Here is a 26749-nt window from a genome sequence, read left to right as displayed (position 1 = left end):
GCCTAGTTTACGTGGCTTTCAAACAAGAAAAAACCGCCCTCAGACGGTTTCTCAATGCTCATCAGCGGTATTCTTTCACCACAGATTGCCGCGGCATCACCATTAAGCAATCCGCATGATTGTCGGGCCAAAGTCGATATTCAGCATGATATTTAACGATCGACTTATAGGCCGTGACTTTCGTGGGTGCCAGTTTGGCTTGATGCGCCCAATTCATTACATCAATTTCTGGTCCACGCACATAAATGCTAAGAGGATGAGCTAAGTGCCCTTCTGCATTGAATGCCGCCTGAGTTGCCTCAGGACATACCACCAGTGAATGCTGTCCCTCAGAGACAATCTTAATCTTTCGATCAATCGGCGTCTGGGTGTGCAGCATCCAACCCGCCTCGCGGGCACTATCAATCATCTGTTGTAATTGGGCGTGCTGGACCGGGCTTGCCGGCTCATCGACCGGAAACCACTGCGTATAGAGTTGCTGAATGTGTCGAAATTCGGCCTCTAATCCGGCTTGAGTGCCGGCACTACGGGCACGCTGCGTCCAACGTTGCAAATCCGCTTTTACGCTGTGGTGAAAACGCTGTTTCTTAACCGCTTGCGCCACCCAACGACCTAAAAACACCTCGCGAGCGGCTGGCGCATCAGCCACTTTTTTAGCATCGATGGCGGCAGCTAACTCATCGAAGGCCGCAGCCATAACGGTTTGAATGGTGATGACATAACTCATGGTTCTTTACGTGCTAGCGTCCAGTAGAAAACGGCAGAGAGTATCGCACAAATCGCGATGGCGCCAATCATCCCCCAAGGTGTTCCATCAGAGACCACGGCAACGCCTGCACCGACTAGAGATCCAATACCAAAACGCATGGTACCCGCCAGAGATGATGCAGTACCTGCCATTTGTGGATAGCACGCCAGCAAGCACGCCATACTATTACTGCCGATGGTTGAAATCACACCGACATACGTCATCACCGGGATCACCGTGCCCCAAAGCCCCATGTCTAACCATTGAAAAACAGCAATGGCAATGCCCGCCACCAGCTGGATACCCAACCCGAGCCGCAGCATCCAATGTGATCCCATTTTGCGGACCAAGCGCCCATTGATAAACGTCATCACAATCAAGCAAACGATATTAAGCGCAAAAAGATAGCCAAACATCTGGGCGCTGACGCCATAGTAGTCGATATAGACGAACGAGCCCGCGGTTAAAAACGAGAACATCCCAGCAAACGAGAACCCAGAACAAAAGATCATTCCTACCGCAAAGGGGGTTTTTAGCATGCGGGCATAGTTACGCAACGAGGCACCAATCCGCATGGGCGGACGGTTTTCTCGCGGTAACGTTTCGGGGATCCGAAAAATAATGCACAAGGTCACAAAGCAGGCCCATCCTGCCAGGACCCAAAAAATCGCACGCCAGTCAAACCAAGTCAGCAGATAACCGCCAATCATTGGCGCTGCCAAAGGTGCAATCGTCATCACCAACGTAATAAACGACATGGTACGCGCAAACTCTTCGCGCTCGAACATATCGCGCACCAAGGCTTGAATGATCACCGCCGCCGCTGCACCGGCAAAGCCTTGTGTAGTACGCGCAATCATTAATACATCAATATCTTGGGCCATCGCACTGACCACAGCGCAGATAAAAAAGAGCGCAACGCCACCAAGCATCACAGGTTTACGACCATAACTGTCCGAAATTGGGCCGTGGAAAAGCTGTCCAATCGCAAAGCCAGCGGTATAGGCCACCAGCGTCGACTTTACCGCGCTACTGGGCGCGTTTAAATCCGCGGCAATGGCCGGCATGGCGGGCAAATACATATCGATCGCCAATGGGGTCAATGCAGCAATGGCCCCAAGCACCAGGATTAACAGCCAACTTAACTGCGCTGGGGACGACGTAACAGCCGATGATTGCGACATAACACTCCTTAACGTAAAAGACAGGAAAAAGGGAAATAACGTGAGATTGGTCAAAGTGTAACAATTTATTATTGCGTAGTGGGAAAGAATGTCTTTCTTTTCATCACCAATCTTTAACACCAGTCTTTAAAATCGATGTTCAAAACCCGCTTAAAAAATTACTTCGCTCACATTGAAAAAGCACAGCGAGAACTGTGCTTTCGGGTCGATCGTTGCCCTAGGTGGGATCTAAGGTGTCACACTTAATTATGCCAACAAGATTATGCCAACAAGGCAATTTCTTCATCGGTGAGAGGGCGATATTCGCCAGGCTCGAGCGTGTCATCGAGCTCAAGCGCACCCACAGATTCGCGATGCAAGGCGTCTACCTTGTTACCGACTGCGGCAAACATACGTTTCACTTGATGATATTTACCCTCTTGAATCGTCAATAAGGCTTCATACTCACCCACCTGCTCGAGCTTAGCCGGCAATGTCGCTTGCTGCTCACTGCGTAACATCACACCCTGCTCAAACTGACTCGCCGTATCTGCACTGATCGGATCGGCTAACCACACCCGGTACGTTTTTGTACACTGATGCTTGGGTGACGTGATACGGTGAGACCATTGGCCGTCGTCGGTCAGTAACAATAGGCCTGTTGTGTCTGCATCCAGGCGACCCGCTATATGCAGCTTTTCTGCGTTCACTTCATCGAGCAAAACAAATATCGTGGGATTAAAGGCATCTTCGTGTGAACACACCACGCCCGCAGGTTTATGCATCATAAAGTAGCGTGGGCCAGACAGGGTTAACGATCGTCCCTCAAATTGCACATCCGCGGTTTTACCGACTTTGATGGCGCCAGATTTTACGATCTCACCATCGATAGTGACGCTTTCACTTTTCAGCACTCGGCCAGCTTGCTTTCGTGTTACCCCTAGGGTTTCACATAAAAATTTATCTATCCGCATATTACCATTCATTACACCTATGTTTGCGGCGATTATACGTCACATCGCCACGAAGACACAGATCAAGTTTTACTAGATTTGGCGGCAAAACTGAAAGCAATAAGATACACTCACTCTCATTGTCAGTGACATGCGTTAGTCATAATGCAAGCACTACCAAACGCTTTTTGTTGAGACGCCGAGTCTGTCACATCGTGCTAATCGAAAAACGCACCGAGRTTGAGCCTACCGACTTGGCGAGTATGATACGGTCGTCTTGACCAATCAGTGATAAAAAGGAAACACCATGATTGTCTCTCTTCGCCGCCCTGACGTCGATACCCTGGAAACCTTACTCACACTCTCGCGCGAACAACATGAGCATGAGGCCTTGCCGTTTGATCGCGAGCCGGTGGTTTCTACCTTTAACACACTATTGTCACAACCCGAGCGTGGCGATGTATTTCTGATTGATGTTGAGCACGAAGGAAGAACGGATACGATCGGGTTTATCGTCTTAGCCTATAGTTTTAGTGTCGAAAATGGCGGCAGCGTCGGTGTGATCGATCAGTTTTTCATTCAACAAACCTGGCGCCGTCAAGGCGTGGGTTCGCAAGTGATCCCTGAGGTAGAAAAGCAAGCCAAAACAAGGCAGTGTGTGGCCGTGATTTTAGAAATGAACATTGGTAACAAAGGCGCTCGCCTGTTTTACGAGCAGTTTGATTACCAACCACGCCGTCAGCATTGTATTTTCACGAAACGGCTATAATGGACCGTGATTTATCGGTTAGGGATAAATTTATCGGTTGGGTATAAATAGTCTGTACCTGAGCGAACAAGTCAGTAAACTAAACGGCCTCACTTAGGCCGTTTTTTGATTATGTATACCTTACGTCCGTACCAGTCTGACGCTGTTAAAGCCGTCCTGCACTATTTTCGCCGTCATACATCGCCTGCCGTTGCCGTGCTACCCACGGGCGCCGGGAAAAGTTTGGTGATCGCTGAATTAGCGCGTATTGCCAAAGGCCGAGTTCTGGTCTTGGCGCATGTTAAAGAGCTTGTCGAGCAGAACCACGCCAAGTATGAAGGCTATGGGCTCACCGGCGGTATTTTCTCCGCTGGTTTAGGACGCAAGGAATCAAATGAAAAGGTCGTGTTCGCCTCGGTACAATCGGTCGTGCGCAACCTCGACGCCTTTGCCGACCAATTCTCGCTGCTGGTGATCGACGAGTGCCACCGCGTTCCTGACAACGAAGACAGCAGTTATCGTCGTGTTATTCAACACCTACAACATGTCAATCCCGGTCTAAAAGTACTCGGGTTAACCGCTACGCCATATCGGTTAGGACAAGGTTGGATTTATCAGTACCACACTAGTGGTAAAGTCCGCACCACTGACACCCGTTTTTTTCGCGATTGCGTCTTCGAACTGCCCATTAGCCATCTTTTGGATGAAGGGTTTTTAACCCCGGCCCATGTTTTGGATGCACCGCTTCTTAGCTATGATTTTTCACAAGTCTCACGCACTGCCAGCGGCTACTACCGTGAGGCGGATCTCGATAAGGTCGTCGCCAATGCCCCGCGTGCCACCCCGCAAATTGTCGAACAAATCCTTGAGTATGCGCGCCCGCGCCAAGGGGTGATGATTTTCGCTGCGACCGTTAACCATGCCAAAGAAATCATCACTTATCTTCCTAAAGACAGCGCCGCGCTGATCATCGGCGACACCCCTGGTCTTGAACGTGATCGCCTTATAGAGGCGTTTAAACAAAAAGCACTGAAGTACTTAGTGAACGTATCGGTGTTGACCACTGGCTTTGATGCCCCTCATGTGGACTTAATTGCAATATTACGTCCCACAGAATCAGTGAGCCTTTATCAGCAAATAGCCGGTCGTGGATTGCGATTAGCGCCCGGAAAAAAAGACTGTCTTATCCTTGATTATGCCGGCAATGTTTACGACCTGTATCAGCCCGAAATTGGTATGCCTAAACCCGATAGCGACAGCGAGTTAGTCACCATTCCTTGCCCTGCGTGCGGGTTTAACAATAGCTTTTGGGGCAAACTGGATGACAATGGCTTTTTACTTGAGCATTACGGTCGCCAATGCCAAGGGGATTTTGAAGACGAGACCGGGGAGCGTGAAATCTGCGGCTATCGGTTTCGCGCTAAATTTTGCGATGAATGCGGCGCCGATAACGATATTGCCGCCCGCCGCTGCCACCAATGCGACGCACCGTTAATCGATCCAGATAAAAAACTGCGTGAGGCACTCAAACTCAAAGACGCGCTTGTGGTGGCGTGTGCCGATATGACCCTCACAGCGGGCAAAAACCGCTACCAAAAACCGCAGTTAAAAGTGACCTATCACACCAACGATGGCAACGATTTACACGAAGTCTGGCCACTTGCGACCAAGAAACAGAAACACGACTTTTTAGCGCGGTTTGTTCGCCCACATTTAGTCGATCGCCATCGTCCCTTCACCGATACCGCGCCCACTAAAGTGACAGCGTCACAACATCGATTTCGTCCGCCTGATTTTGTCATTGCACGCAAACAAGGCCGTTTTTGGCATCTGCGCCAGAAGATCTTTGATGTCGATAGTTTTATTAGCCAAGACAGATTGCAGGCGATGTTGGCACAAAGTCGTGGGCAAGCCTTTGCAGAAGCCGACTAACACGCGCAAGCAGGCCTTCTGCGCACCGATGACGCTTGTTTTCGCGCGCAACCAGTGCTACTATCCGCGCTCGTTTTTGGGTACTGAGTTAGGTCGCTACGCTCAGTGCTATTTTTTCACTCTAAAGAGAGTTATTAATTATGTTTAAATTCGAAGCTGAAGTACGTACAGAAAAGGGTAAAGGTGCGAGCCGCCGCCTACGTCATCAGAAAAAATTCCCTGCGATTGTTTACGGTGGCAACCAAGAGCCTGTATCTATCGCACTGAACCACCCTGTTGTGGTTAACCAAATGGACAAGCCTGAATTCTACGAAGGCATCATCCTGGTTATTGATGGCCAAGAAGTAAAAGTGAAGCCACAAGACATCCAACGTCACCCGTTCAAGCCAAAAGTTGAACACATGGACTTCATCCGCATCTAATCGCTGTGTCGATAAAGATGGAATGAGATCAGGCGTCCTCAGGGGCGCCTTTTTTATATTTTAACCACCATGACATTTTCAAAAAAAAAACAGATATGTCATTTTGGTGTCAAAAATACATGACCTCGATCACCAAACAGAAAGCAAATGTAATAGAAAGATTCCAATTTGCCTAATAAGTTGATTAGGATAGTGTCCCTTTTTATATAAACACTATCTATCACCATGAAAAAAAATATCTTTCTTGCCGCATTAATGTCATTGACACTCGTACTTACTGGGTGCTCCGCAACAAATACGCTTGTTAAAAAGCGTAATCTTGACGTACAGACAAAAATGAGCGATACCGTCTTTCTCGATCCAGTTGCTCCATCAAAACGCACAGTATTCCTACAAATTAGAAATACCTCAGACAAGCCCAACCTTGATATAAAATCTGATATCAAAACAAAAATTGAAAGCCGTGGATATAAGGTTTTAGAAGATCCAAGCAAAGCCCATTACATGATTCAGGCAAATATTTTACAAGTCGGTAAAGCTGACCTGCGTGAAAGTGAAAACTTTTTATCTCAAGGTTTTGGTAGCGCTGTTGGTGGTGCTTTAGCAGGAGCTCAATTTGGTGGCGGTTCAGGTCGAGGCGCAGCATCACTGGCGGGCGCGGCTATTGGCCTAGTCGCTGATGCAATGGTCGAAGATGTCTATTACTCAATGATCACTGACCTACAGATTTCTGAGCGCGCATCTGATGGTGTCGTAGTTACTGAGGCTCTTGATTCTCAACTTGCGCAAGGCTCAAGCAGCAAGAAGGTAGTAAAATCTACGGAGAAAACGCAGTGGAAACGTTATCAAACACGAGTGCTTTCTACTGCCAATAAAGTCAACCTAGAGTTCGCTGAAGCAGAACCAGAACTGAAAAAAGGACTAACACAATCAATTAGTGGTCTTTTATAATTTAGCACGAGCGTTCTTCAATGAAGAGCGCTCGTTCTTTATTGACGTAACGCAACTCAAAGCAACTCCTACACTATCCTCTTACCAACGATTACAATCTCCGTCGCTTTTATTCCAGTAAGTAATATCACTGTCAATTAAATAACTAGGCAACCATATCAAAGCAAGTGTCTTGGTAACACGAGATTCGGATATTCGCACAAGCTAAAGCTATTTCTGCTAAATCGTCATTCATCAAACAGCGAAGGCTGATGTGGAAGAGTTTCCGGCTCTAAGGCGGTTTCCCGTGTCTGTTGGCGTTTGGCACGCATAATGCGCAAATAACGCTGGTGGCATAAGCGAACCACATTGCGCTTTTGCTCGTTGGTAAAGTCATACCAATAAAAGCGCTCATCGCGACTGCGAAAGCATCCTTTGCAGTAACCTTTGTTATTGACCTGACAGATGCCTTTGCACGGACTCGGCACCTCGAAGAAATCGAGCTGTTCCACGTCATCCTCCCTGCTGATTCTTTCATTCAAGCGGGTGGGAGACACAATTGCAAGTCGCGCGTTAAAAACTGCCCGAACAAGGCAAACGATCAAACGTGCTTAGAACAACCCCAATTGCGGTAGCGCCAAGGTGTCGAACTCTTTACCAATAAACGGCAGGATGCCATCAGCAATCGGTTTAAGCTGTTTATCAATATAATGTTGATAATCCATCGGGCTACGCCGATACATACACGGCTCAGGCCCATTAACCGTGATCACATACTCAATCCATCCCCCCCGTTGGTATTGTTCAGGGCGGCCACGTTTTTGATTTTCACTGTCAGCCAGCCGCGCAGCACGCACGTGCGGTGGCACATTTTTCTGATACTCCGCAATCGGGCGTCGTAACCGTTTACGATACACCAGCTCGGCATCGCGCTCCCCTTGTTGCGTACAGGCGACCACATCGCGAATAAAAGCATCGACATCATCACCATCAAACACACGTTGATAAAGCTGTTGCTGGAACTGTTGCGCCAATGGTGTCCAATCCGTTCTTACCGTTTCTAACCCTTTAAAGACCAAATGAGACTCGCCGGTATCAGGATTGACGATCCGTCCTGCATAACGCTTTTTACTCCCGGTTTCTTGCCCACGAATGGTGGGCATTAAAAAGCGTTGATAATGGGTTTCGTATTCAATTTCCAGCAAGGATTCGAGACCATAGGTTTCCTGCAAGTGTTGAGACCACCACTGATTCACATGGCTAACAAGCTTTCGCCCGATGGCATCGGCGTCCTCGCTTGCTTTTTCTCCCCCCAATGACACAAAGGTAGAGTCTGTGTCACCGTAGATCACCTCAAAGCCTTGTGCTTCAATCAACTCACGAGTGGTCTTCATAATCTCATGGCCGCGCATGGTAATCGATGATGCCAAGCGATGATCAAAAAAACGGCACCCCGATGAGCCCAACACGCCATAGAAGGAATTCATGATAATTTTAATTGCCTGCGAAAACGCTTTTTCACCGGCTTTTTTCGCCCGATCACGCGCTTGCCACAACTCATCAATCAATGCCGGTAAGTAGTGCTTTTCTCGATGAAAAACACCGCCTCGAAACCCAGGGACCGTGTCGGCTTCCTGACCGGCCTCTTGTGCTTTTAACCCCTCGATAAGTCCAAGCGGATCAATAAGAAAGGTACGAATAATCGAGGGATACAGCGATTTAAAATCCAACACCAGCACTGAGTGATATAAGCCGGGTTTGGAGTCCATCACATAACCACCAGGGCTCGCGATCCACCCTTCGCTGGCTAGATTAGGCGCGACATAACCGGAACGATGCAAACGCGGTAAAAACAAGTTAGTGAATGCCGCTACCGAGCCGCCCACGCGATCGAGCTCTACCCCGGTTAAGCGTGAACGCTCGATTAAAAAGTCGAGTAAGTGAGTGTGATCAAAGATTCGGTTAACCAAACGGCAATCTTGTAAATTATAAGTCGCAAGCGCGATTTTATCCTGATGAAACATGCGATTAATCGAGGCCATACGATCATGCGGATCATCAATCGCTTTCCCCTCGCCCAATAACGTTTGTGCAACCGCCTCTAGCGCCCAAGATCGGAACCCATACGTCGCGGTTTTTAGCGCATCAATCCCATCAATCACCACCCGCCCGGCTAAACTGATAAAGCCCGGCTTATTGCTACCACCATCACGCCAAAAAGCGCGTTCCCCGCCGCGACCAAGGCGTAAATCACGCTGGTAGCGTTGCGCGCGTTTAACCAATAGGCGAAAGTCAAAATCAATCACATTCCAGCCCACCACTACGTCGGGATCGTATTGTGCGAACCAACGCTCCAGGGCGACCAATAAAGCCTCTTCGTTATCCACCCACTCTATCCACGCCGGGGCATCGTTCTGAGGCGCACCGACCATGATCACGCGACTGTCTTTTTCACTGTCTAACCCCACCGAATAAAGCTGACCTTTTTGTGAACACTCGATATCCAACGAGACATGATGAAGCGTGGGCGTATAGTCTGCTTGCTTCGCTTTGCCTTGCGTTACTTCTAGGTAGCCCTGACGTTGACGGGCCTGACCGGTAAACAACAAGCTGCCACAAATATAGCGCTCCATCAGATAACGATCGGCCAAGCGTAAATCCCCTTCATAAAGCGCAATAGCGGCCCCCGTTATCACCTTCTGGCCTTCTCGGGCACGTTTAACACTGGTGAAATAACAGGCTGCAACAGGCGTATGTTGGAAGGTTGTTAGCGGTACCGGTTTGCAATAGGCATTGGGATCGATAGCAGGTAATAGCGCCTCCACCCGCGCTTTTTCTTCCAACGGCACAAAAAACACACTGTGCTGATCGTCAATACAGAGTTTGATCGGGCCTTCTGGCGTGGAAAGCCATAAAACAATGGTTGAGGTATGGCCCCAATCACGCTGCTGGCGCGTGATCACAAACCCTTGCTGCATATAGGGCGCAGTCGATGAAGTCACAGGCGTTATCGATATGGAATGATAAGGACAGTGTAACAAACGTGGCCAATTACTGTATAGATAAACAGTTTTGGCCCTCTTTTTACACACGTGACAGCCAAACAACGTGCTCCGCCGAGACGCCCATTATAATCTCGCCTTTGTTGTCGCTTGCGGACGCGATACAATGCGCGTTTGTTCGTTATCGGGAAGTATGAATGTCAGATCCGAAAAGCAAAGCGCTCAAAAAAATTGCTAAATGTCTAGAGCTCAGCAATTCCGCCAATGTCAACGAGGCGGCGCAAGCGATTAAAATGGCCGAGCGGCTGATGCGGAAGCATGGCCTCGATCAGGACGACATTGACTTCATCAGTATGGGTAAAACGCGCTCTGAGAAGCTGTTGCCAGCGTCTATTAACCAATCGATCTTAAAAATTATCCGCGGCATCAATAGTCGCTTTGGCGTCGAGTGCGTATTGGTCAACCACAAAGGGCTCAAGCAGGCTGAATTTATCGGTGATGCCGACCGGGCTATTTTCGCGGCGTTTGCATTTGATGTGGTGTATCGCGATATGAATGAACATATTGGCCAGTTTCGTAACAGCTTCGCAGGCTCAGGCACCAGCACCCAACAAGTCACCCGCCGTGTTCAGTCCTTCACGACGGGCTGGCTTGAGGGGGCACTCGACAAATTGCCACAGCTTGATGCCCGAGACAGCGACGATAAGATCAAAAGCTATATTGATAAAGAGTTCGCCAACATTGACCGAGAGACATTTAAGCAGCAACTCAAAGACGCCATGGCGGCAATGACCGATGACTACGAACGTGGCATGAAAAAGGGCCGCGAAATTTCAGTTAGTCGCCCTGTAAGCGGTCAAGGCCCACAAAAGCGCCTAACAGGTAACACAAAATCATAACCACAATTCTGTAATAACCAACGCCCCTTTAATACTCTCTCATCACGTGAAAACGGCCGGCGATTTGTCCGGCCTCTGTCAGTATTTTCTCACCAATAAGACACTTGTGTTAAACACGTCAAATCATGGTCAAATCGCTTGTCGCCTATTGTGTTACACGCTTCTCAGGTCTAGCCTAGGATCCATGTCACATTATCTATGTTCCGTCTGCCCAACTCGCTGGCAGTTGCGATCGCATGGTCTAAGGTGACTCAATAACAAGCATTCACAATGCGTAAAATAAGATACTTCATATCCTTAATTAGGAGAGTGGCATGAAAAAAGTCGTGACAGGTCTCGGCCTCTTACTGGCCGTCGCACCCGCAGCTTATGCACAGCAAGACAGTGGTCTTTACATGGGGGGTCGTATTGGGCCGTCGTTTTTAGAAGATAGCTGTGTGTCTGACACCGACTGTGGTGATCAAGAGCTCGGGGCGGGTATCATTACTGGTTATGATTTCAATGACTGGTTTGCGCTTGAAGGCACCTATGATTATTTAGGTCGCTTTGACACTGAATTCGATACCTTTGGTAAAGCATCGGGCGATCTCACCGCGCTGACACTTGCCCCCAAATTGTCGTATCACGTTAAGCCCGATACCGCACTGTACGGGAAAGTGGGCGGCGCGATGTGGAACTTTAACAGCAATGCCGGTGATCGCGACGATGTGTCGTTGATGGGCGCGATCGGTGTTGATCACCAAGCCACCGATAAACTCAACCTTCGCCTAGAATACCAACACATCAATGATATGGATGATGGCTATTTCTCAAGCGTTGATAATAACCTCGTCACCGTCGGGATGACCTATCACTTTGGCCGCACCGCCAGTGAGCCAATGACTGAAGCAATGGTTGAAGAGCCAGTTATGGCAGAGCCAGAGCCCGTTCAAGAGCCAGAGCCGGTTGCCGAGCCGCAATCAATTGTGCTCTCAGAGGCCGGCGAAACCGAAATGTTCGGCTTTGATAAAGCAACGTTATCTGAGCAAGCGGTCGCCTCCTTGCAGCCATTAGTTGACCGGTTGCTTAAGCATGAAGAAGCCACAGCGACGATTGTGGGTCATACCGACAGCCAAGGGCCTGCCGCTTATAACCAAACACTCTCTGAAGAGCGTGCACAAGTCGTTGCGGATGTCTTCTTAGACGCGGGCATTGCGGCTGAGCGCTTAACCGTGATGGGCAAAGGCGAGTCAGCGCCAACCGCCAGTAACGAGACTGCCGACGGTCGTGCGAAAAACCGCCGCGTGGAAGTCACTTCGCCAGAGTTCGTTTATGTGGAAGTGAATTAATCACATCGACGATCGCATCATATAAATATGCAAATATAAATACGCAAAGGCCACCGCATTGTCGGTGGCCTTTTCTTGTCATGAACAATCAATGACTGATTAACCGCGCGCTGTAAAAGCGGTCAAGTGCGCCTGCATCAACCGATCGATGTCTACTTTATCTTGATCGCTCACTCCTGCCACCCGTGGATACCTTGGCTCGGCGCGATCGTTATGATAAGCGCCTTCCCATCCCTGAGTGGTGGTTAAAAACGCGCGGGCAAAATCCGCTGAGTAGCGTAAACAGCCTGCCATGACCGTATCGACATAGGATTGGGCAATCGGCTTGTCTACGTCTGGGGTACGCTGCGTATCGGCAACATATACGTACACGGGGCCATCAAGCGTCACGTCTTCGGGCAGAGTGATGTTTGATTCAGCTAACTGTAACCGCTGATAGCCTGCCTCTCGGCGATCAAAGTCGGGCAATGACTGTGGATCGATGCTGACCAGCACCCCATTACATTGACCTTCACCTTGTAACACCACCAAAGGCGAAATAAACGCCTCGCTGACATTGCTCCAATGACGACTTAGCCCGGTCACGGTAACCGGGCACGTCCATCCAGATTCACCGGTCAGCGCCCGTGACGCCGGATTCATTAAACTCCCGTACCCAAATAGATACATGACGTTGCAAACTCCTTTATTGCATAACCTGACAGAACGGTAGTGGCTGCCTTGCTTTTTTCATACAAATTGCCAGAATATCCGGCAATGTTGTTAACAAGGAAGTCATCATGGAACCACTCAATAAGCTCGAAGCCCACTTCAAACGGCTGTCACATTTTCAGCACCTTGCCGCAATCTGCGGTTGGGATCAAACCACCATGATGCCAGATGGTGGGAATCAAGCCCGTGCCGACGCGATGGCAGAGCTCGCGCTTTATTGCCATCAACAAAGCACCCAACCTGAGCTTAGTGACTGGTTAGCAGAGCTGGACGATAAATTGGGGCAACTGACACCGACGCAAAAAGCGAGCGTGGCAGAGATGAAGCGCGAGTGGCAGCAGGCCAGCGTATTGCCTGACACCTTGGTCAAAGCCAAATCTTTAGCGGGTGCCAAATGCGAGCATGCTTGGCGCCAACAACGTCAAGATAACGATTGGACAGGCTTCGCCAAAAATTTAAAAGAAGTGGTGGCCTTGGCGCGCGAAGAAGCCCATATTCGTGCGGACCAAAAAGGTTGTGCGCCTTACGATGCCCTGCTCGACCTCTACGAGCCAGGAATGACCGCTGACCGTGTCGATGAGGTATTTGGTGCGCTTAAAGCATGGCTACCGGAGACCATCCAGGCGGTAGTCGACAAGCAAGCGCAACAGCCGCCCCTTATGCCCAAAGGGCCATTTACCCAAGCGCAACAAAAAGCCTTGGGTGAGCAGGTGATGCAGCAGTTGGGCTTTAACTTTGCACAGGGTCGTCTGGATGTCAGCACCCACCCATTTTGTGGCGGCGTACCCACTGATGTGCGCATTACCACCCGCTACGACGAGCAAGATTTTACCTCGGCATTAATGGGCGTGATCCACGAAACCGGCCATGCGCGCTATGAACAAGGGTTGCCTAAGGACCTGGCAGGCTTACCAGTGGGCCAAGCGCGCTCGATGGGCGTGCACGAAAGCCAAAGCCTGTTTTTTGAAATGCAGCTGGCCCGCAGTGAAGCATTTGCTACCTTGATTTGTCAGCGTGCTAAATCTGCCTTTAACCGCCAAAACGATCCCGCCTTTCATGTCGAGAATTTCCACCGCGTGTTAACTCAAGTCGCGCCCGGTTATATTCGTGTCGATGCCGACGAGGTCACCTATCCGGCACACATCATGCTGCGCTATGACATCGAGCGCGATCTGATCAGTGGCAACATGGAAGTTGATCATATTCCTGAGCGTTGGGACAACGCCATGCAGCAATACCTTGGCCTCAGCACCGCCGGCAACTATAAAAACGGCTGCATGCAAGACATTCACTGGACCGATGGCAGCTTTGGCTACTTCCCCACCTATACCTTGGGTGCCCTGTATGCCGCGCAATTGATGCAAGCAATGCGCCAGCAACTGGATGTGGATGGCATTATCGCCAGCGGTAACCTGTCGCCCATTTTTGATTGGTTATCCCAACATATCTGGCAACGCGCCAGCACTACCTCAACCGATAACATACTCAAGGATGCCACCGGCGAAACCCTCAACCCCGCCCACTTCCGCGAGTATATTCAAGGGCGGTATTTGTAATCCGTGTCCCCAAGGCCAGCGATATTGGCCTTGGTTTTTTCAGGTTAATCTGTTAATTCAATCACACTTCTGTACAATGCGCGCTCAGTCATATTTATCTTTACACCCTCCTCGCTTGGCCGTGAGTCAGATGCTTTGTTGGCATGACTACACGCCCTGGTTGAGCACATTCGCTAGGAACGTCTTTTGATTTCAATCGCCAATATCACCATGCAGTTTGGTGCCGAGCCGCTATTCGAAAACATCTCTGCCAAATTTGGTAACGGTAACCGCTACGGATTGATCGGAGCCAACGGCTGTGGCAAATCCACCTTGATGAAAATCATGAGTGGCGCGCTCACGCCTACCGCAGGCAATGTGTCCATCACGCCAGGACAAACCTTGGGCGAGCTTAGCCAAGATCAATTTGCCTATGAGCAATACTCAGTGATTGATGCGGTGATGATGGGCGATCGCAAGCTGTGGGAAATCAAACAAGAGCGTGAGCGTATTTATTCTTTGCCGGAAATGAGCGAAGAAGATGGCATGGCCGTCGCAGAGCTAGAAAGCCAGTTCGCGGAAATGGACGGTTATACCGCCGAGAGCCGTGCTGGCGATATTCTGCTGCAAGCGGGGATTGAAGAAGAGCTGCACTTTGGCCTGATGTCGCAAGTGGCACCGGGTTGGAAATTACGGGTGCTGCTTGCCCAGGCTTTGTTTGCGAATCCTGATATTTTGCTGTTGGATGAACCGACCAACAACTTGGATATTCATACCATCAACTGGTTGGCCGGTGAGCTGCAACAGCGCCAGTGCACCATGATTATCATTTCTCACGATCGTCACTTCTTGAACGCCACGTGCACCCACATGGCCGATATCGACTTTGGCGAGCTACGTGTATATCCAGGCAACTACGATGACTTTGTCGCCGCATCTAGCTTGGCACGCGAGCAACTGTTGTCGAGCAACGCCAAAAAAGAAGCGGAACTTAGTGAGCTGCAAGACTTCGTGAATCGCTTTGGTGCTAATGCCTCTAAAGCTAAGCAAGCCAGTTCACGCGCCAAACGCATGGAAAAGATCCAGCTTGATGAAGTCAAAGCATCCAGTCGCGTGCACCCTTATATCCAATTCACTGAAAGCAAAAAACTCCACCGTCAAGCGGTCGAATTACGCGAGGTTGGCCATACCTTTGACGAGACACCTTTATTTAAAAACGGTCACTTTTTACTTGAAGCGGGCTCGCGCCTGGCGATCATTGGCGAAAATGGTGTGGGTAAAACCACCCTGTTGCGTTGTTTAGTGGGCGAGCTTGCGCAAAGCGAAGGCACAATCAAATGGTCAGAAAACGCCGCAATTGGTTACTGTGCACAAGATAACAGTGCCGAGTTTGATAACGATCTCACCGTGTTTGAGTGGATGTCGCAATGGCGTACGGCCAAGCACGATGATTTGATTGTTCGTGGCATTTTGGGTCGCTTGTTGTTCTCAGCCGATGATGTGAACAAAAAAGCGAAAAGCTGCTCAGGGGGCGAGAAAAACCGCCTGATGTTCGGCAAGCTGATGATGCAAGATATCAATGTGATTGTGATGGATGAACCCACCAACCACATGGATATGGAAGCCATCGAATCACTCAATAAAGGCCTAGAGCAATTCCCAGGCACTTTGATTTTTGTCAGCCACGACCGTGAATTTGTTTCCTCATTGGCGACCGATATCATTGAGATCAAAGACCAGCAATTGATCCACTTTAACGGCAGTTACGATGAGTACCTCGCCCACTTAGAAAAAGTACGTGCGGTGGCTTGATCACAAGACTGAGCCTGAATTTGCCGCTGATTGGCTTCCATTCAGCGGCAAGTCCCGCTATACCTAGAGTAACGTGCTTATTCTTTATAACGAGCGAGGGATCATGAAATACGCGGCCACACTGTTAACGCTTTCCAGTCTTCTTCTTACCACTCCGAGCTATGCCCTTTTCGGCCAGGGCGATAAAACCACTGATGTGATGACGCAAATGGCAACCCAATTTGCCGGTGATGAGGTGAGCCAATCTCCGCTCGTTAAATCGATCACTGAACAAGTGGATGTGAGCCCAGCTCAAGCAACAGGTGGCGCCGGGGCCTTACTCGCCATGGCAGCGAATGGCCTCACCGGCAGCGATCAACAAGAGCTTGCAAGTTTACGCCCTGATTTATCGTCGCTTTCGTCATTACTCGGAGACAATGCGAGTGCGGGTGGCATCGGTTCAATGGGTGATGTGTATCGTGCAGCAGAAAAACTTGGTATCGACGCGGCCACGTTAAAGCAGTTTGTGCCGGTTGTGCTCGACTATTTGGGCCAACAAGGCGCGAGCGATGGATTGCTAAGCTCGCTAACCCAACTTTGGCCATAGCGCGACGCGACTTAAACACCGATTAAATTACTCCGTCGCCGCATGCCTCGGCAGTTTAAACAACGACAACGCGCGGCAACCGCTGACGCGCGTTTATTTATCGAATCATCAAGCAAAGCGCACCGAGACGCGTTATCATAGTCGCCCTGTTGTTTAAGTTTGTATGATTATGCCTGCCTTCTCTTTCTCTGCGATCCCAGTTGGGATCCGCTTTATGCTTCTGTCTGCGCTTGGCTTTGCCTTGATGTCCGCCTGTGTGAAATACGTGGCTGTCAATGGTATCCCGGTATTTGAGATTGTCGCCGCCCGAGCACTGGTGTCGCTCATCATCAGCTACACCGATGTGAAACGTAAAGGCCTGTCGGTATGGGGTAACAATAAGCAACTCCTGTTGCTGCGTGGTGTACTCGGTACAGCCGCGCTGATGTGTGTGTATTATGCGGTCACGACTTTACCCTTAGCCGAAGCCACTGTTTTGCAATACACTCACCCGGTGTTTACTGCTGTGCTTGGGTTGGTGTTACTCAAAGAGCGATTACAAGGCGCCACGTTGGTGTGTATTGCGCTTTGTTTAATCGGGCTTTACGTGATGGTGCAACCTAACCTTAACGGTAATATTGCGGAGGCCTTGCCCACGTTTAGCGTGATTATTGCGCTTCTGGGGGCATTAGGCAGCTCAATGGCTTATGTGATTGTGCGTAAACTCAGCCGCACCGAAGACAGCTCGGTAATTATTTTGTACTTTCCCATGGTTGCCCTACCCGTCGCGACCGTGCTGATGTGGCCACAGTTCGTGATGCCAAGTTTATCGCTCACATTACTATTGGTTTTAGTCGGTGTATTTACCCAGGTTGGCCAGTATGGGCTCACCAAAGCCATGCAAACCCAACAAGCCGGTGAAGCGTCTGCTTATGCCTATATACAAATTGTGTTCTCAACCTTGCTTGGGGTATGGATCTTTAATGAAGTGCCCTCAATTTGGACCTATCTCGGTGGTGGGTTAATTGTGGCAGGCGCGTTGTTCAATGCGGTTGGTCATCGCATCTTTCGGCGACGTATCGTATAACACTCGCACATTCAAAGGTTTAATACGAGCAAAACTGGCCTCATTTGAGGCCAGTTTTGGTTTGCGAAGTCTCCTTCACCAATGGCATAAGCGCCAACTCGATCGTACAAACTTGGTGTGACTTGCGCCGCGCGCAGTGCAACTGGCGCTATCCGACATCGGAGCCAACTATTAATCCCCGATCGTGACAGGCGCCCGTTGGCAATGTGCACCTATCAAACACAGTGCTGGGGCTTGTATCTCGGTCGCCAATGGCACCACCGATGTCAAAGTTCGCGTAGGTCGGCATAAGCGCCAACTCGATCGAAAAAACTTGGTGTGACTTGCGCCGCGCGCCATCCGACATCGTCGTTAAAATTGGCACTGATCGTGACAGGCGCCCTTTGACAGTTATCACATATCCAACACCGTGCTGGGGCTTGTGTCACCTACGCTGCCTATGCGGCAGTGAACCCATTAAGTTAGTTAGTGCTGATGCTATCTCCTTTCTAAGCTGCCTGTGCGGCAGTGAACCTGGTGCTCGTCATCCTCGTTCTATTGCTAAATTTCTAAGCTGCCTGTGCGGCAGTGAACGACTTGCTCGGCCCTGGTACACAGCTTTACATTTTCTAAGCTGCCTATGCGGCAGTGAACGCGATTTGGCAAGAGGTTAAGTGATGGCTGTATTTCTAAGCTGCCTATGCGGCAGTGAACAAAGCAGCCGCCATTGGCGATGTGGTGGAAATTTTCTAAGCTGCCTGTGCGGCAGTGAACTGATTTCACTGCGCATTCACGCATCATCAAAGCTTTCTAAGCTGCCTGTGCGGCAGTGAACTTGCTCAATGAGCAAAACGTCATCGCCGCTTATTTCTAAGCTGCCTGTGCGGCAGTGAACGCGTTAGCTTGCCGATTACTTCAAATGACTCTTTTCTAAGCTGCCTATGCGGCAGTGAACAAACCGTTATGGCGAAATCGCCCAATCGAAATTTTCTAAGCTGCCTATGCGGCAGTGAACGCCAACTTGTGCACCAAATGTTTCGCCGTCTTTTTCTAAGCTGCCTATGCGGCAGTGAACTCACTGGACCTAGAACAGTGTCATTGCGTCATTTTCTAAGCTGCCTGTGCGGCAGTGAACATGAATGCAAAAAACGTGCTAGGATTTTTAACTCTCTAAGCTGCCTGTGCGGCAGTGAACGATTTGGTATTATTTTTCAAAGCTGACGAAGTTCTCTAAGCTGCCTGTGCGGCAGTGAACTCGAAGAAATCAACGTCACGCGCGAAGATAACTCTCTAAGCTGCCTGTGCGGCAGTGAACCGCTGGCATGTGTGTTTTTATGATCTTGTCGATCTCTAAGCTGCCTGTGCGGCAGTGAACTTCGCGCAATATCACGATGATGTTTGTTTTGATCTCTAAGCTGCCTGTGCGGCAGTGAACGTGGCTTGTGGCAAGGAACAATCAATCCGGCTTCTCTAAGCTGCCTGTGCGGCAGTGAACGCCTTCCGCTGCGATGAATCGATACTTGATCATCTCTAAGCTGCCTGTGCGGCAGTGAACTCTTTATAATGAAGATGGAAGAAGCTGCACCTCTCTAAGCTGCCTGTGCGGCAGTGAACTAAACACGCCAAGCTGCTCCCCGACGTCTTCCTCTCTAAGCTGCCTGTGCGGCAGTGAACTAAACACGCCAAGCTGCTCCCCGACGTCTTCCTCTCTAAGCTGCCTGTGCGGCAGTGAACGATCGGCGCCCGTCGCCACGGCTGGCCGTCACTCTCTAAGCTGCCTGTGCGGCAGTGAACATCGACTTGCACGCCGCGCGCGTTGACGCGTTTCTCTAAGCTGCCTGTGCGGCAGTGAACGTCGATCCGCTCGACGAGACCGCAACGTGGGCTCTCTAAGCTGCCTGTGCGGCAGTGAACTATAGAATAACCTAACAATCATCTGTTACAACAGGCCGTTAGGATAAAAATCGTCTTTTACCCTTGTTAAAAATCGGTTTCCGTAACGCTTTGTATTTATTGTTTATTTTTGAACGGCCAAAAAAGCAGGGTCGCAAGGGTATCAAATTATCACATATGTTGAAGCAGAGCCGTCTTAAGTCACGCCAGATGTGCCAGTTCTAAATATGTTGCAAGGCGCGATATTTTGTCGCATAGTGGCTTGTACAGACATATAAGCGAGGTAATGAATCATGCCAACCAGTGTACGGTTAGATGATGAGTTTGTGTCAGATGTAAAAGTGCATGCAGAAGCTGAAATGCGCTCTGTGCCCAAGCAAATTGAGTATTGGGCAAAAATTGGGAAAATCATGACTGAGAACCCTGATTTACCCWATAGCTTTGTGCAAGAAGCCCTGATTGCATCTGAAGAAGTCAAACTTGGTAAGGTAAAACGTTATGAGCGACGGACCCCACGACAATCAGATTGATGTTTTCGTCTCTCGTGTTTTTGAAAAGCAGATGAACAAGCTGTCCGACGCGCAATGTGAAGTGGTCGAGGACCAGATAGATAGAATCATTGAAGAGCCCACACTCGGCAGCCAGAAAAAAGGCGATCTCTCTTATCTTTGGGTGCACAAGTTCAAGCTCGACAGGCAAGAGGTGTTGCTTGGCTACGCTTGGGTTGAAAACAAACTCGAGCTCTACCTGCTTAATATTAGCTCCCACGAGAATTTCTACGCGACAATGAAAAAGCGCAGAAAAGCGGATTTAAAGATCATCGGCGCGACGCCGAATCGACACTAGCGGCATCGTTACTCTAGGGTACATATGCCTATAAAAACAGGATCTTAGCAATCTTTACTCAGCCATTTAGCATACGCATGTATATTTATCATCGGAACTGTGCCACAGCTTTGTAGTTGTGATAGGAGCTCAAATAAAAAGGCTGTCGTAGGCTTAGGCTCCTTAATGATCTTTACTCCATCACTGATCTTATCGTGGAAGAAAAAACAATCATCTGCGGCACAACCAATATTTAGGTAACCTTTCTGCTCACTTTCTTTAGGTAAGTGACATCTCAGTGTTTCATCTTGAGCTAATTGGTTTTCAAGTGCTAAGAATCCACCGATAATAGCTATAGGCGCTTTAGGTGGATATTCTCCGCCTGCATGAGGTATGGGTAAGCTGGTGCGATACAGCTTTCTGACACTCGCAACCTTTTTCTCTGCTGCTTCTAGGTTGGCTTTATTCAGCGTCTGCTTTACTTCAAACACCGCATAAACACTCTCAGCAGGAATAATGAGCTGCTCAGCATAATTAAAAATAAAGGGTGAATATTGCCGATCGTAAATCACTACATCAATTTGTTCACTAAATTGGTTTTTGCTATCCACAACAAATGCACGACTTGCACGATAGCGCTCGGGAAGATACTGATTAAACAAATCAATCCATACGTTTTCAGCCCCATCACCTTTCACTACTGAGTGCTGAAAAGACTTTCTTACCGTAGATAGTTGGTGTTGTACATCTTGATGCAAGTTGTCTAGCAGCTCTGGCAAGCTCCACTTTTGGGGCATATTATTTCACTCCCTTTAACTGATTTAATCGCGCTTTACGAATTGGGTGGTTTTTCTTTTTCTTGCTAGGAATATAACCAGCGCCCTCAAGGCAGGATGCCAGTAGGTGTCTATCTTCTAACTGCCAATTCTCTATTGCGCTATCAATCCAAGCTTCTATCTTTTTCTGATAATCTTGGCTGTCCCGTTGGGTTTTATAATGCAAGCTCAACTCATTAACAATGTCAGAAGGCGATTTTTCAAGTTCAGCTTTGGCTTCATCTTGCTTTTGCTGCTCAAATTTACGTTGAGCCTCCGCTTTTCTTTTTTCTTTTACTTCGGCAGGTAAGCGCTGATCACTCTCACGTTGCAGGTTTGACGCTAATAGTAAATTAGGCCTCATATACCCATAACCAGCAGCGGTTTTTGCGCCGATGCCACCATGTTTAAGTGCTTCTTCTAGCATCCGTTGGCATGTTTGTACTGCCTCAGGCTCACCTTCCAACACAAATAGAAAGCTACCCTGCACCGCTAATAAATGGTTTGGGATCGGGCTATCTGTATCTGATGGCTCATCTTGACTGCCATTGTAATAGGCTTGGTGGTGCGTTGTGACCACATCAAGCACAAACGGCTTTCCGCCGTCTTTGGGTATCCACCAAGCGTCGTGAAACGTCACCGTGCCCGAGATACGGCTCGGTTGTTCACTGTCGTCGGTGCCCAGTAATTCCTCAATATCGTCAGAAAACGCGTTTAGGTTACTGTTTGCCCAGTTACGTACCACGCCTTTTACGCTCGAACCGGGAATGTACGGCATGCCATAGTTACGGCTGAGACAGCACCCTGTTTCGAGGCCAGCATTACCATTCATGCCTATCAACAGGCGATTTTTTACCGTGAACGCCGCTTGTTGAAATCGGCTGTCATCTCCGGTTAGGTCAAACCAACGATTAAATGCCGTTTTGTACTCAGCGGAGGCTGGCAAGGCGACTAGCTTTTGCAGGTGTTCCTTTTTGGAATTCTCTCCGTCAAGCGATAGCAAGCCCTTTTCAAGCAATAAACTAGGATTGATGCAGTTGCTGTTAAAAAACGGCGCGTCTACCTTTTTGCGGACCAGTGCAGCCATGGTTATTTCTCCTCAAGTGCCGTTTGGTTTAAACCTTCACCATCGGGGCCGATGTTCCACACACCTTGCACGTAACGTCGAAGCCAGCCAGCAATCGCGAGTACATTACGCGTCATCGCGAGCGTTTGAGGAAGCTCTAAGTGAATGATCGCCTTATGAAAATCCTCATTAGTTTCGTATTGATGATTCGCCAACGCTTCAACAATAAGCCTTAAATCTGTGAGCAAATCACTGTGGTGCGCCTCATTTTTGGCGAGTAAAAATCCAGTGGTTTGGGTTAAACCATTTTGCAGTAACATTGCAGGCAGTTTATGCGCTAATGTTGCATATTTTTTCTTCGTTTCTTCCGTATACGACTGATGTTCTTTGTCTTTGATTCGCGCAAAGGCTTCGATAGCGATCTTTTGGCTGCGTGATTCCATCATTTACTCTCCCTTATCTTCTAGGGAGATGAACTGCACTAAACCACTGCCAGTCCCCATATTTCCGCCCATTTGTAATAGCGGCTTTTCTTTCAGGATATGGTTCAATTCACGCACATATTGCTCATGACAGCGGTTATGATCTACCGAATATACGCCCCAAAGGATACTTTCAGCAGGCAAATTTTCTTCGGACCAAAGTGCGCCGTTATCTACCACACCCGTCGTTTCGTTAATGCGAATACGCGTGCGAATTTCAGTGGCCGTTTCAGCCAAAAACGAAAAGACGGTATCGGGCAATACGACGATCCGTTTGCGCATGCTCTCCCTACTCTCTTCGTTATTCGGATATATACACTGTGCAATGTCTTTCGCCCAAGGTTCTACATCGCCACTGGTTTGAGCGTCTAAATCTAAGTCCTCCAACACCATCACATTATCTTGATGGTTGGGGTTATCATTTGGACACAGTGCTTGCTTTTCTGACGGCATCGGGAGTGAGAAATCAAGTTCTCGATCCTGCTTGTATCGCTGTAAAATAAATGGACAGGTCGCATACGCCAAAATCCCATAAACCGTTCGAACAGGCAGCAATAGCAAATGCGCATCAGTGATCGACAGCGCACCTGCTCGGCCGTTCGAGGTGCTGGAACCAAAGATTGATTCGCTTAGACCTTGTAAGGCAGGTGTTTCGGCAACCGATTCTGTATCGCTTACGTGAGCTTTTAATACACCTCGCACCGTCGACCCTGGCACGATCGGGAGATAAGACGCACGCTCACGCGCAATGGGTTGATCGACAATGCCAACAGACTGGCCTGCGCCACAATGTAAAATGGTATGGCTAAACAAGTGATAGACGTGAAAAGACATAAATTTCGTCCCTTGAAATGATGTTAAGAATTGACCGAGTCAGCGGCAGGAAGCGCTAAGCCGAAGCCATTACGATTATGCTGTTCTTCATCGCACACATGGGCAAACCACAATGCTTCAATATCCGCGTCGGGTGCCTCGCCAACAATGTCAAACCAATAGGTCGCCCCGGCTGGGATCATTTTTTGTGCCGCCCGTGGACGTCGCTTGGCCAAGTCCCACCCAGACTGCGGTAACCAACGCTCAAGCGCGGCGGCACGCAAGCGCACTTGCAGCGTTTGACAGCACGGGGGCGTGCCCATCAGCGCTCCTTGGTCCAGCCAATGCGGCAGCCAACCACCATTAAATAGTGCCGGCGTTAAAAGCGTGAGCGTAAACGCGCCACGGTTGATAATGGAGTCAACTAAATCATCTGGCCTCGTGGGCCAAATAAGCGAGGACACGATATTTGCTAAACGACGCTCGCCGCCAAGGTTCAACAGAGGCAAACTGATGTCGCCATCAATCCCTGCCAAAAGACCAATCCTTTGGTCAGGAAACGGTTGTGCTTTGCTCGGTCTTTGCCACATCGTTAACCCTGTGGTTTGAAAAATCTTTCCTGACTCCGCCTGACGGCTTTGATTGTTCACCGATATATGCGTACGTATATCCGGATCAGCCGGGGTCCAGCCGTTTTGCTTAATCTGTTGAACGCTTAACGCGTCCCCTCTTCGCCACGCTAATAAATCATGTAACGACCACCAATTTGGTCCGGAAACAGGCTTGCCTTGGTGCGCGGTGTCACTTAATAACGGCCAAAGTCCATTGGGTAGATCGCACCCTTCTCCACTATTGGGCTTTGCAGGTTTTGATCGCGCCAACACGACCGTATCCGCTTTACGATCATGCACGTACTGCACATCCGCAGGCTTTGGGACCAGTATGTTTTCTTCACTGGGCGCGTTACCATTAATGGGCATCTTTACGGCTAACGGCCCTGTCACCGAAAGCATCAACAAGTCTTCATTCAGCGGTTTTCCCGTACTGCGTGCATGAATGTTGCGTAATGCGCCGGCAACCGTTGAAGGAGGCGGAAATCGTGCCGCCTGCGCATCCGATATTTCCTCAAATGGCCGACTTGAGCGAATAATCAGAGGGTCTCGTGGTTTGATAAGATAATACTGCATATTTAATCTTCCCCTCCAATATCCTTGGCTGTTTTCGCACTCATCCACCGAGCCAATATCAATTGATTCGCGAGTTCATCCAACGAATAACGCGATGCCTGCGTTCTAAGATGCTCTTTTAGTGTGTGGATACGCCCTTGCATCTCGCCGCTTTCTCGCTCTTTCGTAGTATGATTGTGCGCAAACGCGGCACGCACCAACATACGTTCAAGTTCACTGCGACGAATATCATTGATATCAGGCCCGTTTTCGTTCTCGAGCCATTTTAGTTGGTGGGCCATATTACGCATATCTTGCATAATTCGCGTAGGTATTAGGTCTTGCGAAAAAGCCTCAACAAAGGCTGAAAACGCATCAAGTGTCGTTGAATCGTCCCAGCGACAACGCCATGTGATTTCATGGCCTGAGCGGATCCCCAAATGCACGGCGAGTGCATTTCTTGGCGCTTGCTCGTCATTCCCTTTTGCGTGTTTTTCTGCTGCTATTGCACGCTGACGTAGCTGGCGCATAGGCTGAACAAAATGTCCAATCGCTAAGCCAACAGACAGTGTCGGCGCGACCATTTGTGGGTTGTTAAAGCTGTTTTGGATAACGGCATCCATAGCTGCGGTAAAGTGATTAGCCAGTTTCTGAGCGCACGGTATTGCTTGGTGTAGTGGCAAGAACGCTAAAATATCGTCGCCGCCGGTATAAATCGCATGACCACCAAACTCCCGCATCATCGCGCGCACATCACTCGCAAACCGATGCAAAGCATCTGAAATATTAATGGATTGGGTTGGGTTATCCGCTTGCGCAAATAACTCCCCCATTCGGTCGCCATCCGCTTTAAGTAACACGCCGTAAGGGACGGGCTCTCCATACTGACCCACAACATTTTTATCGGTTAAAAAGTCGCGTAGTGCTTTACACGCGTTTTCATCGTCAAATTCGGATGCCTCGAGCCGGCTCGCAAAGAGGTATTCACCGTCATAAGGAAATTTTTGATAACAGCCTTGGTTACCTTTCACTGCTGTAACGCGCTTCGCTTCATAAAAAGGCTTATAAAGATCATTAAGCCTTTGCAAATGGTCATCAGATAAGCTTTGTAACCAAGGGTCGACGACTACACGACTAAATGGCGTAAATTGCTCATGTTTACCGGCAAGACGCTTAACGATCCCGAGCGCATCCAGTGATTCTTCATCTGTCAGCCCTAATATACGTTTCTTTCTCTCAACCTCATCGGGGCTGAGGTTCAGCTTTTTCGCCACGGTTTTATTGGTTAACGCATGCGTGAGCGCGTTATTCGCGCCATCCAGCGTCGACTTGTGTAACCCTGAGCGGTTATCTTGCATAGGTAAAAAATCACGTGTTCGCTTACGAGCGTGCAACAGCTCCCCAAGACGCTGGGATGCAGATTGGTAGTCATCAGGTTTAAATGCCATCCATGCCGCAAACATTTCTAGAATATCGTTTTGTTGTTGCGCCCAATATTCCGGTTCGATACTCACTTCACGTAAGTTTTCTCTGTCTAACACGTCAGAAAAAATGGACCCGAGTTTTGAGGTTGCTGCCTGCTTTGCTCGTGCAATCTGTTGCTTTAACGCTTGTTCATCGTTCGCGCTGACAACCGCACGCACAACATTTGCGATGTTGGCTTCAGGCTCCCCGTCCTCAGCCTGCTCACTGACGTTAAGATGAGGGCTTGGAAAAATACGCCAGCAATGTGGTTTGCCATCTAGCTCGGCGGCTATCGCACCGGCGACTTGCGACAACAGCCACGAACCACACCACAAATCTTGCGAGCGTCTCCCTGCTTCAATCAAGCTTTGGACTGGGCCAACGCTGATCGCGACTAAATAGTCCGTCATC

The 26749-nt window shown here is 49.2% G+C and carries 24 protein-coding genes; 12 read left to right on the top strand and 12 right to left on the bottom strand.

Annotated features, from left to right (window positions below; genetic code table 11):
* Positions 1 to 61 precede the first annotated feature (61 nt).
* From BZG78_RS06415 to rsuA, 3 genes are all read right to left on the bottom strand, one after another.
* Positions 62 to 727: a DUF2913 family protein gene (locus BZG78_RS06415; RefSeq protein ID WP_077660712.1), complete on the bottom strand. Its 666-nt coding sequence runs from the start codon at positions 725 to 727 to the stop codon at positions 62 to 64.
* Positions 724 to 1932 carry a Bcr/CflA family multidrug efflux MFS transporter gene (locus BZG78_RS06410; protein ID WP_077460584.1) on the bottom strand — a complete coding sequence of 403 codons (1209 nt, stop codon included), beginning with the start codon at positions 1930 to 1932 and terminating at the stop codon, positions 724 to 726. The genes BZG78_RS06415 and BZG78_RS06410 overlap by 4 nt, the downstream gene beginning before the upstream one ends.
* Before the next feature lie 260 nt (positions 1933 to 2192).
* Positions 2193 to 2885, bottom strand: a complete 693-nt coding sequence (rsuA, locus tag BZG78_RS06405) for a 16S rRNA pseudouridine(516) synthase RsuA (RefSeq protein WP_021023259.1) — start codon at positions 2883 to 2885, stop codon at positions 2193 to 2195.
* Between the two features lie 286 nt (positions 2886 to 3171).
* Here rsuA and BZG78_RS06400 point away from each other — a divergent pair, with 286 nt between their 5' ends.
* The 4 genes from BZG78_RS06400 (at position 3172) to BZG78_RS06385 (ending at position 6917) form a co-directional block, all read left to right on the top strand.
* Entirely contained in the window at positions 3172 to 3633 is a 462-nt protein-coding gene (locus BZG78_RS06400; RefSeq protein WP_077575970.1) for a GNAT family N-acetyltransferase, read from the top strand.
* A gap of 111 nt (positions 3634 to 3744) precedes the next feature.
* The gene (locus tag BZG78_RS06395) at positions 3745 to 5544 is read left to right on the top strand and encodes a DEAD/DEAH box helicase (RefSeq protein WP_077660711.1); all 1800 of its coding nucleotides are present in this window, start codon (positions 3745 to 3747) and stop codon (positions 5542 to 5544) included.
* Positions 5545 to 5684: 140 nt separating this feature from the next.
* Complete coding sequence (gene rplY / locus BZG78_RS06390) at positions 5685 to 5966, top strand: 50S ribosomal protein L25 (RefSeq protein WP_021023262.1); 282 nt, start codon at positions 5685 to 5687, stop codon at positions 5964 to 5966.
* A gap of 225 nt (positions 5967 to 6191) precedes the next feature.
* Positions 6192 to 6917, top strand: a complete 726-nt coding sequence (locus BZG78_RS06385; protein ID WP_077660710.1) for a complement resistance protein TraT — start codon at positions 6192 to 6194, stop codon at positions 6915 to 6917.
* Between the two features lie 227 nt (positions 6918 to 7144).
* Here the strand turns inward: BZG78_RS06385 and BZG78_RS06380 are convergent, their stop codons facing one another.
* Positions 7145 to 7408 (bottom strand): DUF1289 domain-containing protein, encoded by a 264-nt coding sequence (locus tag BZG78_RS06380; protein ID WP_077660709.1) that lies wholly within the window; start codon positions 7406 to 7408, stop codon positions 7145 to 7147.
* 99 nt (positions 7409 to 7507) lie between these two features.
* A complete protein-coding gene (locus BZG78_RS06375; protein WP_077660708.1) occupies positions 7508 to 9874 on the bottom strand; it encodes a DNA polymerase II in 2367 nt (788 codons plus the stop codon).
* A 221-nt stretch (positions 9875 to 10095) separates the two neighbouring features.
* Between BZG78_RS06375 and BZG78_RS06370 the strand changes: the two genes are divergently transcribed.
* A complete protein-coding gene (locus BZG78_RS06370) occupies positions 10096 to 10797 on the top strand; it encodes a DUF2786 domain-containing protein (protein ID WP_021023265.1) in 702 nt (233 codons plus the stop codon).
* A gap of 314 nt (positions 10798 to 11111) precedes the next feature.
* The gene (locus BZG78_RS06365; protein WP_077577205.1) at positions 11112 to 12125 is read left to right on the top strand and encodes an outer membrane beta-barrel protein; all 1014 of its coding nucleotides are present in this window, start codon (positions 11112 to 11114) and stop codon (positions 12123 to 12125) included.
* Positions 12126 to 12224: 99 nt separating this feature from the next.
* Here BZG78_RS06365 and BZG78_RS06360 read toward each other — a convergent pair whose 3' ends face one another.
* Entirely contained in the window at positions 12225 to 12794 is a 570-nt protein-coding gene (locus BZG78_RS06360; RefSeq protein ID WP_077660707.1) for a gamma-glutamylcyclotransferase family protein, read from the bottom strand.
* A gap of 110 nt (positions 12795 to 12904) precedes the next feature.
* Between BZG78_RS06360 and BZG78_RS06355 the strand changes: the two genes are divergently transcribed.
* The 6 genes from BZG78_RS06355 (at position 12905) to BZG78_RS06330 (ending at position 20553) form a co-directional block, all read left to right on the top strand.
* Complete coding sequence (locus tag BZG78_RS06355; RefSeq protein ID WP_077660706.1) at positions 12905 to 14392, top strand: carboxypeptidase M32; 1488 nt, start codon at positions 12905 to 12907, stop codon at positions 14390 to 14392.
* A gap of 186 nt (positions 14393 to 14578) precedes the next feature.
* Positions 14579 to 16183 (top strand): ABC-F family ATPase, encoded by a 1605-nt coding sequence (locus BZG78_RS06350; RefSeq protein ID WP_077660705.1) that lies wholly within the window; start codon positions 14579 to 14581, stop codon positions 16181 to 16183.
* 103 nt (positions 16184 to 16286) lie between these two features.
* Positions 16287 to 16769 carry a DUF2780 domain-containing protein gene (locus BZG78_RS06345; protein ID WP_077460594.1) on the top strand — a complete coding sequence of 161 codons (483 nt, stop codon included), beginning with the start codon at positions 16287 to 16289 and terminating at the stop codon, positions 16767 to 16769.
* 169 nt (positions 16770 to 16938) lie between these two features.
* Positions 16939 to 17835 (top strand): DMT family transporter, encoded by an 897-nt coding sequence (locus BZG78_RS06340; protein ID WP_025744670.1) that lies wholly within the window; start codon positions 16939 to 16941, stop codon positions 17833 to 17835.
* 2165 nt (positions 17836 to 20000) lie between these two features.
* Positions 20001 to 20237 (top strand): hypothetical protein, encoded by a 237-nt coding sequence (locus BZG78_RS06335; protein ID WP_077660704.1) that lies wholly within the window; start codon positions 20001 to 20003, stop codon positions 20235 to 20237.
* Positions 20206 to 20553 carry a type II toxin-antitoxin system RelE/ParE family toxin gene (locus tag BZG78_RS06330; RefSeq protein ID WP_077660703.1) on the top strand — a complete coding sequence of 116 codons (348 nt, stop codon included), beginning with the start codon at positions 20206 to 20208 and terminating at the stop codon, positions 20551 to 20553. Before BZG78_RS06335 ends, BZG78_RS06330 begins: the two co-directional genes overlap by 32 nt.
* Before the next feature lie 44 nt (positions 20554 to 20597).
* On the opposite strand, the gene BZG78_RS06325 is transcribed toward BZG78_RS06330, so the two are convergent.
* From BZG78_RS06325 to cas10, 6 genes are read right to left on the bottom strand one after another with little or no spacing between them, the layout of a single operon-like run.
* Positions 20598 to 21329, bottom strand: coding sequence for a DUF6602 domain-containing protein (locus BZG78_RS06325; protein WP_077660702.1), 732 nt, complete (start codon positions 21327 to 21329; stop codon positions 20598 to 20600).
* 1 nt (position 21330) lies between these two features.
* Positions 21331 to 22434, bottom strand: a complete 1104-nt coding sequence (cmr6, locus tag BZG78_RS06320) for a type III-B CRISPR module RAMP protein Cmr6 (protein ID WP_077660701.1) — start codon at positions 22432 to 22434, stop codon at positions 21331 to 21333.
* Between the two features lie 2 nt (positions 22435 to 22436).
* Positions 22437 to 22859, bottom strand: coding sequence for a type III-B CRISPR module-associated protein Cmr5 (gene cmr5 / locus BZG78_RS06315; protein WP_077660700.1), 423 nt, complete (start codon positions 22857 to 22859; stop codon positions 22437 to 22439).
* Entirely contained in the window at positions 22860 to 23729 is an 870-nt protein-coding gene (gene cmr4 / locus BZG78_RS06310) for a type III-B CRISPR module RAMP protein Cmr4 (protein ID WP_077660699.1), read from the bottom strand.
* Positions 23730 to 23752: 23 nt separating this feature from the next.
* Positions 23753 to 24895, bottom strand: coding sequence for a type III-B CRISPR module-associated protein Cmr3 (locus BZG78_RS06305; RefSeq protein ID WP_077660698.1), 1143 nt, complete (start codon positions 24893 to 24895; stop codon positions 23753 to 23755).
* Positions 24896 to 24897: 2 nt separating this feature from the next.
* Entirely contained in the window at positions 24898 to 26748 is a 1851-nt protein-coding gene (gene cas10, locus BZG78_RS06300; protein WP_077660697.1) for a type III-B CRISPR-associated protein Cas10/Cmr2, read from the bottom strand.
* Between the last annotated feature and the right edge of the window lies 1 nt (position 26749).

The sequence above is a fragment of the Salinivibrio sp. MA351 genome (assembly GCF_001996065.1).
GTDB classification, from domain to species: Bacteria; Pseudomonadota; Gammaproteobacteria; order Enterobacterales; family Vibrionaceae; genus Salinivibrio; species Salinivibrio costicola.
The sequence above is the reverse complement of the archived record's forward strand: the minus strand, read 5'-3'. Positions and strand labels throughout refer to the sequence as shown.

Bases quoted from the DNA above. Each gene is read 5' to 3' on its own strand.
- BZG78_RS06400 (WP_077575970.1), top strand. From the start codon at position 3,172: ATGATTGTCTCTCTTCGCCGCCCTGACGTCGATACCCTGGAAACCTTA.
- cmr4 (WP_077660699.1), bottom strand. From the start codon at position 23,729: ATGTCTTTTCACGTCTATCACTTGTTTAGCCATACCATTTTACATTGT.
- BZG78_RS06365 (WP_077577205.1), top strand. From the start codon at position 11,112: ATGAAAAAAGTCGTGACAGGTCTCGGCCTCTTACTGGCCGTCGCACCC.
- BZG78_RS06385 (WP_077660710.1), top strand. From the start codon at position 6,192: ATGAAAAAAAATATCTTTCTTGCCGCATTAATGTCATTGACACTCGTA.
- cas10 (WP_077660697.1), bottom strand. From the start codon at position 26,748: ATGACGGACTATTTAGTCGCGATCAGCGTTGGCCCAGTCCAAAGCTTG.
- BZG78_RS06395 (WP_077660711.1), top strand. From the start codon at position 3,745: ATGTATACCTTACGTCCGTACCAGTCTGACGCTGTTAAAGCCGTCCTG.
- BZG78_RS06360 (WP_077660707.1), bottom strand. From the start codon at position 12,794: ATGTATCTATTTGGGTACGGGAGTTTAATGAATCCGGCGTCACGGGCG.
- BZG78_RS06355 (WP_077660706.1), top strand. From the start codon at position 12,905: ATGGAACCACTCAATAAGCTCGAAGCCCACTTCAAACGGCTGTCACAT.
- rsuA (WP_021023259.1), bottom strand. From the start codon at position 2,885: ATGCGGATAGATAAATTTTTATGTGAAACCCTAGGGGTAACACGAAAG.
- BZG78_RS06330 (WP_077660703.1), top strand. From the start codon at position 20,206: ATGAGCGACGGACCCCACGACAATCAGATTGATGTTTTCGTCTCTCGT.
- BZG78_RS06340 (WP_025744670.1), top strand. From the start codon at position 16,939: ATGCCTGCCTTCTCTTTCTCTGCGATCCCAGTTGGGATCCGCTTTATG.
- BZG78_RS06375 (WP_077660708.1), bottom strand. From the start codon at position 9,874: ATGCAGCAAGGGTTTGTGATCACGCGCCAGCAGCGTGATTGGGGCCAT.
- BZG78_RS06410 (WP_077460584.1), bottom strand. From the start codon at position 1,932: ATGTCGCAATCATCGGCTGTTACGTCGTCCCCAGCGCAGTTAAGTTGG.
- BZG78_RS06370 (WP_021023265.1), top strand. From the start codon at position 10,096: ATGTCAGATCCGAAAAGCAAAGCGCTCAAAAAAATTGCTAAATGTCTA.
- BZG78_RS06345 (WP_077460594.1), top strand. From the start codon at position 16,287: ATGAAATACGCGGCCACACTGTTAACGCTTTCCAGTCTTCTTCTTACC.
- BZG78_RS06325 (WP_077660702.1), bottom strand. From the start codon at position 21,329: ATGCCCCAAAAGTGGAGCTTGCCAGAGCTGCTAGACAACTTGCATCAA.
- BZG78_RS06305 (WP_077660698.1), bottom strand. From the start codon at position 24,895: ATGCAGTATTATCTTATCAAACCACGAGACCCTCTGATTATTCGCTCA.
- cmr5 (WP_077660700.1), bottom strand. From the start codon at position 22,859: ATGATGGAATCACGCAGCCAAAAGATCGCTATCGAAGCCTTTGCGCGA.
- BZG78_RS06415 (WP_077660712.1), bottom strand. From the start codon at position 727: ATGAGTTATGTCATCACCATTCAAACCGTTATGGCTGCGGCCTTCGAT.
- rplY (WP_021023262.1), top strand. From the start codon at position 5,685: ATGTTTAAATTCGAAGCTGAAGTACGTACAGAAAAGGGTAAAGGTGCG.
- cmr6 (WP_077660701.1), bottom strand. From the start codon at position 22,434: ATGGCTGCACTGGTCCGCAAAAAGGTAGACGCGCCGTTTTTTAACAGC.